The sequence below is a fragment of the Roseovarius dicentrarchi genome (assembly GCF_003316635.1).
GTDB classification, from domain to species: domain Bacteria; phylum Pseudomonadota; class Alphaproteobacteria; order Rhodobacterales; family Rhodobacteraceae; genus Roseovarius; species Roseovarius dicentrarchi.
Genome location: NZ_QNQP01000028.1, coordinates 20,443 through 30,442, shown reverse-complemented (window position 1 = coordinate 30,442; position 10,000 = coordinate 20,443). Strand labels below are relative to the sequence as shown.

The following is a 10,000-nucleotide window of genomic DNA, read 5'->3' as shown; positions in this document are numbered from 1 at the left end:
TGGCCAGTCCTGCCCATGATCGCGTGAAATCACTGCCCGCGATCGCGTGAAACAGGTGCCCGCCTTCCCATGAAATCGCTGCCCACGATCAGCTGAAATCAGTGCCCGCCATCATGCGAAACGCGCAATCAGGTCACCGCGACGTCCACGGAAGACGAACAGATGCCCCGCGAACGGGTCTTGCTTCAGCGTTTGCTCGGCTTGCGCTGCCAGCGTCGTGAACCCACGCCGCATGTCGGTCACGCCAGCCGCAAGCCAGACCCGTGTGTTCGCCGGAACAGGGATCATTCGGAAAGACCTCGGATCAACCGGGCCAAAGCCTCGGGGTCGTAGCCACCGATGATCCGCAAGCGGTGGCCACCCGCGATATCGATCTCAATCACGCTGTGGCCGGAGGTAGCATTGGCCGCAGGTCCAGGGTCCGGTTCTTCGACCATAGGTCGGTCAACAATCTCAACTGGAAGAAAGCACGGCTCCGGGGCAGTCTGTTCTTCGATGGCCTTCAGGTCAGGCGCAAATTTTGGATCACGCAACCACTTGTGGATCAGATTGGTGTTCATGGCGTACCGCCGCGCAACCTGTGCTACCGATACCCCCGGCGCGCATGTTTGCGCACAGATCGACACCTTCTCCTCATCCGACCAGAACCGCTTCTTCTGACCCTTCTTGCCCGCCATATCTGCCCTCAAGATGTCCACTATCAATGGTGGACACTATCAACACACTCTATGAACCGTCAGAGCAGCCAGGCCGGACGCTTACGCTACCCCCGACTGCGACTCTTGTTAGAAAACAAAAGGCGCAAGATAGAAGGTTGGCGGTACGCTGGGGTGCCGGTGAACGTGATGGCGCTCGACCATATTCCGCGAGTTCAAGCGCAATCCTTCTCCGATCCATGCATCCCGCTGGTCGAGGTGCCATAGAGTGTCACGCAGCATCTATTGCGGCATCTCCCCCGAAATCCGTTTGAGTCCGGCAGCGCGGGGATCATAGTGATAGCCCGTTATTGTGCCGTCCCTGATCTTTTCGACAGCGTCGTTGATGACAAAGAGAGGAACGAGGAACCATTCTCGCGGGACCACAGGCCTTCCAAAGCGATCCATGATCTCGATCTCGAGCCGTGCAGGTTCGAAAATGCGGTGGATCAGGTTCTCCAACTTGGACCGATTGATGTTGTAGAGCTCGTATGTCGCGACCACCTCGACATTCGCCATCAGAAACGTCGGCTGCAACTGCGCGCCGGCGATCCGCTTCTCGACGCTCATATTGGTAACGCCGATCTTGTGCACCAGTTCCCGGTTTTCTGTGACGAGTGGATGATCGGATTTGCTGCGAAGCACATAAATGATCCCGCTCGCCTCATCACCATCGATTGTCTGGTCCGAAAAAAGTGGGCCTGCCGATGGGTCAGTGATTCGGCGTCCCGCGCCGTCCTTGTTCAACGCGCGCTGGAGCGAGCGCATCAGCATGTTGCTCTCGGTGCCGTTGTCAAAAATCACCCGCAGACGAGCATCGGTACGACCTTGCTCATTCGTGATGGTCTCACCCTTTTCAGTAACATAGGCTTTCTGACCGCCGACGATGAAAAAGCGGCCCTTCTCAATCTCGGCTTTCATCTCGAAAGGGCGGGTCTCCCGCAAACCGCTATCCAGTTCTTTCTGGACCATCTCGAACAATGGCTTGAACTTCGAAAAATCTTCGCATTTTTCGCGATTGGCGACCTCGTCGGCGGCCTTTTTCTCGGCTGTAGAGCGGACATGCTTCAATTCTGTGAGTGGTGACTTGGCTACTTCTACGCCCAACTCAGCGAGCAGGGCATCGTCTTCTAGATCTTCGGCGCCCGACGTTGAGGCCGCAAAGGTTTCTGCAAGAAGACCTTGCTCGTCCAGTGGGGCAAGGAGATCGCGGCACTCCTGCAAGTCGCGGATCCGATCAAGACGCACGGCGTAGAGGCGTTCAAAGATATCAAGATCCTCCCCGTGTTGGGGAGGCTGGCCATGCTCCTCTGCAAATCGCGAGATTTCCTCAAAACCTGCGACGATGCGTTCTTCGCGTGGTGTGCGGCTGAGCTGCTTCTTGACTTCGACCTCGACGCCAAGCTCAGCAAGGAGGGCATCATCTTCGTCGGTGAAACTCTTAGCCATTGGCAGCTTCCTGCTTCATGCGCGCGAGATAAGCCACACCTTCGGCCATTTTCTTTTCCCACGGGTCCGGTGAAGTAATCGACGGCAGGCGGCCTCGCTCTTGCTTGAACTTGACGGCTCGCTTCGCAAGATCGCGCGCCTCATCCGGTGACAGTTGCACTTTTTTCGCCGAGATGACGGCCTGGACCTGCCGAAGGCTTTCCTCGCTCATAGTCTTTGCCAGAATCGAGTAGGCTTCGCCGAACGGGTTGATGCGATCAATCAGGTCGATGTCGAGTTCGCGCACGTCCATTGCGAATTTGCGCACCCCGTCGATCAAGGCGGTATTGCCGGTTGTTTCTGTGTCATCGCAGTTCGACAGCGCGATCTCTTTTGCCTTTTGGGTCAGGTTCAGCGCAGCAACTGCGTGTTGGCGCACCGCTTCCTGATCCTCTGCATCTAGCTCTGGGAACCTAGCACCGACAATCTTGCCCATGCGGACCTGCGTCAGTTCCTCCGGCACCAGCTCTTCGTCGAAGAGACCCCGTTCGATCGTAGTCTTGTCCTGAACGAAAGCTGTGATGACCTCATTGAGGTCCTCTTGGCAGATGCGCTTGGCTTCCTTGCTCTTGGGTTCGACCAGGCCTTTGATTTCGATCTGGAACTGCCCGCTGGCCTCGTCGAAGCCGACGTTTTCCTTGTTGGGATCATAGCCGCCCTCACCGTAATCAAACCCTTCGACAGGGCCACTTTTCACGGTCTTGGGTGTGAAGTTGAAACGCGGGGCCAGCACCTGTTCCATCAGCAGGCTCGCTGCGATCGCTTTCAGTGTATCGTTGACTGCCTCGGTCACGGCTTCGGCCGCGGCGTCGGGCTCCGCGATAAGGTTGGTGAAGCGCGCGCGCATCTTGCCCTCGGCATCGCGGGTGGCACGGCCGATGATCTGCACGATCTCCGTCAGGCTGGCGCGATAACCCACCGTCAGGGCGTGTTCGCACCAGATCCAGTCAAACCCTTCTTTCGCCATCCCGAGGGCGATGATGATGTCGACATGGTCGCGGTTGTTCTTATGCGCAGGGTCCTTCAGTGCGTTGGACACCTTGTCCCGCTTGGCCGGTTCATCATCGACCAGATCGGCGATGCGCAGCACCCGCTCCTCGGGCGTCTTGACCAGCTGAAAGCCTGTGATGGGATCCGCTCCCTGCCAATCGCCCAGGGCGTCAATGATATGCTCGACCTCGCGATGCTTGTCCTTGGTGCTTTCGCGCGAGTTCACGTTCGGGATGTGAAGGATCGTCTTCTCGGTCGGATCCAAAACCTTGAGAATGTCGTCCGCATAGGACCCGGAATAGAAGAAATAACCGATGTCAAGCGTCTTGAGGTATTTGTAGCCATTCAACTGCTGATAGTAGGTATAGGTGAAGGTATCGAACTTTGCCTCATCTTCGGGCGACAGAACGGCTTCGGCATCGCCGCGGAAATAGGACCCGGTCATCGCAACCAGATGCACCTTGTCGCGCGCGACAAGGGCGCCCAGATGCGTGCCCAGCTTATTATCAGGGTTGGCAGAGACGTGGTGAAACTCGTCTACCGCGATGAGCCGATCGTCAAACGCTTCAATCCCGAACTTGTCCACGGCGAACCGAAAGGTCGCGTGGGTGCAGACCAGAACCTTGTCGTCGCTCGCCAAGAACTTGCCGACAGCGCCCACTTTGCCATCATCCCCGCCGGGAGCGTTGCACAGGTTCCATCGCGGTTGCACGGTCCAGTCTGCCCAGAAGCCGTACTTGCTCAGTGGCTCGTCGTTGAAGCTGGACCCGATGGATTTTTCTGGCACCACGACGATGGCCTGACGCAGGCCCTGGTTGTATAGCTTGTCGAGTGCTATGAACATGAGCGCGCGGCTTTTGCCAGATGCCGGCGGCGACTTGATCAGCAGGTATTGCTCGCCCCGCTTCTCATAGGCACCCTCTTGCATTTCGCGCATGCCAAGCTCGTTCGATTTGGTCGAGCTTCCATTGGCCGCGTAATTGACAGAGACGGAAGGAACTTGCTTTGTCATGATGTTTTCCTTCTGAGGGGCGCAGAATCATTCGCTTTAGGGCAGGCAATCAAAACCCGATCAAGTAGCGATACCGCACCACGCCTATCGTAACAGTATGATTTATATGTATTTTCTAATTTACGCCCTCTAGCCCACATACGCACAATCAAAACCCGATCAAATGTTATCCCTGTCACGCCCATGAGGGGACATAGCCAGCACGAGGGCGTTCAGCATCCGCAGGACGGATCAGACCAGCATCCAGCGTTGCGCGAATAACTCGCGACGCCTGCGCAGCGTTCTGGTCGTCGATGCCGAGCCGCTCCCGAAGTGTCGCGTTCGTCATCTTCTGACCGCCTACGTATTTGAGCGCGGCATGTTGGTAACACGCTCGCACGGCTTCTTCCGGTGTCATGTCCGCAAAGCGGCGTGGTGCAAACAGAACCACGCGCACGGCGTCTCCCTCCATGCGGAAATCCGGTGGGGGCAACTGGTGTAGCTCAACCGCCGAGATCACCTTGTCGATGCCGGTGCCTTGTTCTTCGCAAAGTTTCATGCGCCGCATCAAGGAAGCAAGAGCTTCATTTCGGGAACGCGGGGGCGAGTCCAAAAACCGGTCGGGGCTAACCAAGGGGGCGCCCGGGTTCGTGATCTCCATGCGATCGCTGAATAACTCGATGAGTGGACCGGCACCGGTGATCGTCATGTCCTGGTGGATCAATGCGTTGGCGATCAATTCGCGGATCGCTATCGACGGGTAGAGCGGACGCTCCTCGCGGAATGCTTTACCAATCAATTCGTTGCGGGGCAGAAGGCCGTCGATGTAATCCACCAGCCCCTGAAATCCCGCTGCATAGCCGCGCTGGCCGTCCTGGCGGTGGCTCACGTCATCTGCACGTCCGGTGCCAGCATAGGCCACGAAACGAACCCCTTTGCGCTCTACAGAGGGGCCGAAATCGGAAAGTTTCTTGGCATACAGGATTGCGCCCAGATTGGTAATGTTCCAGCGGTCGCTTACATCTTTCTGGATCAGACGATCTGCCAATAGCTTGTCGAAGATCCCCTGCCTGTTATCCGGCAAGGGCTGGCCCGTAAGATCGAAGTAGTTGGCGTAATTCAGCCGCGCAAGAACGTCGTCGCCGGACAGGAACTGCGCCGCGACGCCTGTCTCCCAAGCGTAGGGCTGCAACTTGCTCCAGAGGGCACGCAGGCGTTCCGGATGGTCGGACAGGCGCGGCGTGGCACTGCCGATGCGCAAATAGGCGGTCCGGTCAAACTCTACCGGAGCGGTTGCGGCGGCGGGGATAGTCAGCAGGATCAGGCGCTGCCCGTCATGATCGACCTCTTCGAACCGGAACTCGATGCCCGGCTGGAGGTGGTTGGCCACCCACAGTTCGAGCGGCTGCCCCTTCTCCTTTTTCACGGTCGGCTCGAAACTCGTGCCGACAACCGCATGATCGCCGTCTCGCACCCCCCAGACCACATAGGCATAGTGCTGATCGGCCAGCCGTGCAGCATTGGACAAGGCAGAGATCAGCTTGCCGATCAACGGCCCGTCGGCATTGTTTTCCTTGAACTCGATCCATGTGGTTTCCGCTGGTTTGGCACGCAGATCGTCCACCAACCTGCGGGTGCGTTCCGCGCTCATGACAGGGTCAAGGGTCATAGTGTGTCCACTTTCTGACCCACCACGCCTGGGTAGCGTTTGTCGTAGGGGCATTCCTGTATTGCCCGCCGGCCCAGGTCGTTCGGCTTGGCCGGGCTACCGTTGGTGGCATAAATAATCGAAATGGAGGGAAAACCTTTGATCATTGACCTCTCACCCGCTTATCAAAACGTCTTAAAAATATGCGGGCTGTGATCAGGATTATTTGAAACCGAAAAGCACAATCTTCTTCATCTGACAGGCCCGGATGGCTGCCGTGCGGATGCAATCTTGCCCACAACCCCAATACGTACGCAGGTTTGCCTCTGTCGTTCTCCCACTCATTGTATTCGTGAAGTAGGAACGGTCCCGATTTTGTATCTGCAAGATATTGCCTCTTTGCGTCATCGCTAACCTTAGGATCACATCCAAAATACTCCGCAATTTTGTCCAGCAGTTCCTGATAGAAATCTCTGATCATCGCGTTGGCGGAAGACCAGTTCCCTTGCGAAAAGTTCTGAATCGCTTGATCCAAATGCCCCTTGGCGGCGCCCAACCCGTGCCGACCAAGTAAGGCCTCAATTTCGCTGGTCGCCTCTCGAAAATCTGTCTCAGGTACATCCTCAGGCAGCATCCGCCTGAGAACAGTCTGTGTAATGACCCTTGGAGCGTCATCGAAAATGGAAGATCTGCCCATTGGGTCTGGAACCTCCTCTTCCACAAGTGTGAAGCCATCCATTTTCAGACCAGCAAGAAGACGCAACCAGACATCTGGCTTGTTGCGCTTGCTTTGCTCGGATGCCGTAATTGCATGCTCAATCATGGCTCTGCTTAGGTCACAGTTTCCGTTGACCGTCGGAACAGAACGTCCCCCCATACTGCTTCTTGCGAACCGAACCATTTCAATGGCCTTCGATGCTACCGATCCAGAACCACAGAATTCGTCAACACCCCACCCTAGGGTGAGAGACGAGAAAGCGGTTTGTGTCGACATTTCAGCAATCATCTCGCCCGCTGCCATCAACGTCATGCTGTTAAAGTCGCTCATGCGCTCACCTTCGTCGTCATCTTCGTGTACATCTCGAACAGTTTTTCCAGCCGTTCGGTGTCGTTGCGGAAACGGCGGCCGATGTAGATGCGTTCCAGCACCTCGTCGTTGTGGTCATGCGCTGCGCGGAGGTTGGCGGGCATTTTTTCGGGGTCGTAGAGGTCGGCGATGGTGGCGGGGAAATGCGCCTCGCGGGCCAGAAGGATACCTTCGGCCGCCGCTGTCAGGTCGGCGCGGTTCTTTTCGGTCAGTTTCGGGACGGGGAAGGTGTTCCAGCCCATGGTGTTAGAGTAGCGATATCGAGTTTCCAGCTTCCCGCAAACCGTGGCGATCCAGACCAGATGCAGGCGTGAGGCGATCAGCGCCATGTTCCAGAGCGGGGCATCGTATAATGCGAGAGCGAGATTGGATACGCGAACGTCACTGGGCATCAAGCCACACGGCAGGTATTCTCGACGTTCAGAGGATACGCTTGGAACGACGATGGAATTTACTTCTCCAATGATTGTTCGCTCGAACTTGTACGGCGTCAGCAAGCCCGCTTTGCCGCGCTCGCTCCCACCCTGTCGGTAGATTCGAATGCGCTCCAAACGTTCCGCAATCGGAGGTATTGAGAATGCAAGTTCTGCTTGGTGATCTTCAATCCAAAGACAATATCTTTGTTGCCCATTGATGAACTCGCTCGATCCTACAATTGGCTTCACGAGAGGAGATGCCTGAGGGAAACCTTCCAAGAGATCGTTCGCTTCGTCAGGCGACAGTAACAGGTTGCCCTGATCCCGCGGTATGTTGCCGCCGAACATTGTCGCTATCTCTGCAATTGGTTCAGAGGCACGTTCAACAATAATATTGGCCCCTTCGGTGAGGTATGCATTTATGGCTTCGACTGACTTCATGAAGTCAGCTCCATAAATAGCTTTGGACCGTTCACCAACAGCGGCGATCCCAACGATCACACAGGTGACCTGAGCATTCTTGCTCGCATTATTGCCCCAAAGAAAGTTCTGATGTCCGAAAAATATTTCTTGTCCGTTCTGAAAAATTCGGGGCCAGATCAACGGAACTTGGACACCTTGGCAAATCGAGTTTGTAGAAACAAACGCGAAACAGCCGCCATACTTGATGAAGTCCGATGCCTTCCAGAACCAACCCGCGATGTAGTCAATTGCACGTACTTTTTTGTTTCCTGGTAGCAGCGCGTTCAGATCGTCCTTTTGCTCCTTGGTCTGATATTTGTCGCCGACATAAGGCGGGTTTCCGCAAACATACGTCTCGCCTCCTTCATTCGCGAAATCGATCTGCGCCTGATCCAGCGGCGACATGAACAAGTCATCCGCTTGAAACTTCACCCCCGTCCCCGTGGGCGGGCAGACCGACAGCCAGTCCAGCCGCAGGGCGTTGCCACAGGTGATCCAGTTCTGCGCGTCTAGCGGCAGGAACTCGGCCAACGCCTCTTTCTGGCCGCGATAGGTCACGTCGCATTGATATTCCGCGATGATCAGCGCCAGCCGCGCGATCTCGGCCGAGAAGTCGCGTAGTTCGATCCCGCGATAGTTGGTCAGGGGAATGTCGGTGCGGCGCAGCGGCTCGCCCCGGCGCTTGTTGATCTCATACTCGATCGCGCGCATTTCCTTGTAGGCGATCACAAGGAAGTTGCCCGACCCGCAGGCGGGGTCGAACACGCGGATCTTGGCCATGCGGGCGCGCAGATTGGCCAGCTTGCGGGCGTTGTCGCCCGCCGCCTCCAGTTCTGCCCGCAGATCATCTAGGAAGAGCGGGTTCAGCACCTTCAGAATGTTCGGCACGGACGTGTAGTGCATGCCGAGGACCGAGCGTTCCTCCTCATCCGCGACGGCCTGGATCATCGAGCCGAAAATATCGGGGTTGATCTGTGTCCAGTCGAGGCTGCCGATATGGGACAGGTAGCGCTGCGCGATCTTGGAAAAGCGCGGCACATCGGTGCTGCCCGAGAAGAGGCCACCGTTCACATAGGGAAAGGTGTCGGCCCAGCGGGGCAGCTTGGCCTCGGCCCGTTTGGGGATGGCGGTGTTCATCGCGCGGAAAATCTCGCCGATGACTTCGTGCGTGTTCGACCCGTCGCGGTTCGCCATCTGGTCGATGGTGGCGGTGAACAGGTTGTCGCTGACGAAGATGTCGGTGTCTTCGGCGAAAAAGCAGAAGATCAGCCGCGCCATGAAATGGTTCATGTCATGGCGCTTGTCCGCGCTGCCCCAGTCCGAATTGTCCTTGATCAGCTCGACATAGAGCCGGTTGAGGCGGCTGGTCGCTCGGATATCAAACGCACTTTCGCGGATCTGCTTGACGGTGGAGATACCGGCGAGCGGCAGGAAGAAGCCGAAGTGATCGGGGAAATCGGTGTAGCGGCAGGCGATGGTCTCGCCGGTGGTGATGTCCTCGGCCTCGAGGTCGATGCCGTCAGTGGCGAGGATGAACTTCGCCTTGGCGCGGGAGGTGGCAGGGCTTTCGCGCAGGGCGGCGAGGGTTGCCGCGATTTCGCCCGGGACGCAGGTCGCAAGGTGGATGTTGTTGGTCTGCAGGACGCCGCCGATGTCGGACTTGTTCGATGCGCCGGTGCGCAGGCGCTTGATTGTCGTCTCCTTGTTTCCGAAGGCCATGAGGAAGGCATAGGGGAACTCTGCCGCATCAAAGGGCTGCTCGGCGAGTTCGGAAACGGCTTGTTCAATCTCAACGGCGTTCATGCGGTAGTCCAGGGGTTGATCAGGTCGATCTCGCAACCCTCGAAGTCAGGCGTGTTGCGCGTGGCGACGGAGGCACCACGGGTGTGGGCAATTGAGGCAATCTGGCAATCGGCCTGGGTGATCGGTCGCCCGGCGGACCGTCGTGCGGCGGAGATGGCGGCATAGGACTGCGCGGCGGCGCTGTCGAAAGGCAGAATGCGCCCCGCAAGGTCCTCACGCAGGATGCTGTCCACTGCATCAACCAGCGCGGCGCGCCGCTTGCCGTTCCCCATGATCGCGAGGCCGTAGCGCAGTTCCGCTTCCGATATCGAGGTCAGGTAGACGTTGAGCCCGTCCTGCGCCGACAGCCATTGCTCGACCCTCGGCTCGGGAGCCGGGCGCAACAGCTCAGAGAGGACATTCGTGTCGAGGATGATCATG

At 57.4% G+C, this 10,000-nt stretch carries 7 protein-coding genes and 1 pseudogene; all 8 read right to left on the bottom strand.

All coding sequences use genetic code 11. The annotated features are described in order from the left end of the window. Nucleotides 1–126: 126 nt before the first annotated feature. Nucleotides 127–288 (bottom strand): annotated as a pseudogene (gene tnpB / locus DQ230_RS15155) (IS66 family insertion sequence element accessory protein TnpB); the annotation flags it as partial. Then, the gene (tnpA, locus tag DQ230_RS15150; protein ID WP_113913441.1) at nt 285–677 is read right to left on the bottom strand and encodes an IS66-like element accessory protein TnpA; all 393 of its coding nucleotides are present in this window, start codon (nt 675–677) and stop codon (nt 285–287) included. The gene tnpA and the pseudogene tnpB, both read right to left, overlap by 4 nt. 261 nt (nt 678–938) lie before the next feature. Beyond that, nucleotides 939–2,144: a GIY-YIG nuclease family protein gene (locus DQ230_RS15145; protein ID WP_074647010.1), complete on the bottom strand. Its 1,206-nt coding sequence runs from the start codon at nt 2,142–2,144 to the stop codon at nt 939–941. Then, nucleotides 2,137–4,185, bottom strand: a complete 2,049-nt coding sequence (locus DQ230_RS15140) for a pseudomurein-binding repeat-containing protein (protein ID WP_113913440.1) — start codon at nt 4,183–4,185, stop codon at nt 2,137–2,139. The genes DQ230_RS15145 and DQ230_RS15140 overlap by 8 nt, the downstream gene beginning before the upstream one ends. Before the next feature lie 175 nt (nt 4,186–4,360). Beyond that, entirely contained in the window at nt 4,361–5,833 is a 1,473-nt protein-coding gene (locus tag DQ230_RS15135) for an ATP-binding protein (RefSeq protein ID WP_083351912.1), read from the bottom strand. A gap of 142 nt (nt 5,834–5,975) precedes the next feature. Beyond that, a complete protein-coding gene (locus DQ230_RS15130; protein WP_064223261.1) occupies nt 5,976–6,860 on the bottom strand; it encodes a hypothetical protein in 885 nt (294 codons plus the stop codon). Then, nucleotides 6,857–9,580, bottom strand: coding sequence for a class I SAM-dependent DNA methyltransferase (locus tag DQ230_RS15125; protein ID WP_113913439.1), 2,724 nt, complete (start codon nt 9,578–9,580; stop codon nt 6,857–6,859). Before DQ230_RS15125 ends, DQ230_RS15130 begins: the two co-directional genes overlap by 4 nt. Next, nucleotides 9,577–9,999: a type II toxin-antitoxin system VapC family toxin gene (locus DQ230_RS15120; RefSeq protein ID WP_074647016.1), complete on the bottom strand. Its 423-nt coding sequence runs from the start codon at nt 9,997–9,999 to the stop codon at nt 9,577–9,579. Before DQ230_RS15120 ends, DQ230_RS15125 begins: the two co-directional genes overlap by 4 nt. Nucleotide 10,000: the final 1 nt, after the last annotated feature.

Coding starts and splice junctions, on each gene's coding strand:
- DQ230_RS15120 (WP_074647016.1), bottom strand. CDS start 9,999: ATGATCATCCTCGACACGAATGTCCTCTCTGAGCTGTTGCGCCCGGCT.
- DQ230_RS15130 (WP_064223261.1), bottom strand. CDS start 6,860: ATGAGCGACTTTAACAGCATGACGTTGATGGCAGCGGGCGAGATGATT.
- DQ230_RS15125 (WP_113913439.1), bottom strand. CDS start 9,580: ATGAACGCCGTTGAGATTGAACAAGCCGTTTCCGAACTCGCCGAGCAG.
- DQ230_RS15135 (WP_083351912.1), bottom strand. CDS start 5,833: ATGACCCTTGACCCTGTCATGAGCGCGGAACGCACCCGCAGGTTGGTG.
- DQ230_RS15140 (WP_113913440.1), bottom strand. CDS start 4,185: ATGACAAAGCAAGTTCCTTCCGTCTCTGTCAATTACGCGGCCAATGGA.
- DQ230_RS15145 (WP_074647010.1), bottom strand. CDS start 2,144: ATGGCTAAGAGTTTCACCGACGAAGATGATGCCCTCCTTGCTGAGCTT.
- tnpA (WP_113913441.1), bottom strand. CDS start 677: ATGGCGGGCAAGAAGGGTCAGAAGAAGCGGTTCTGGTCGGATGAGGAG.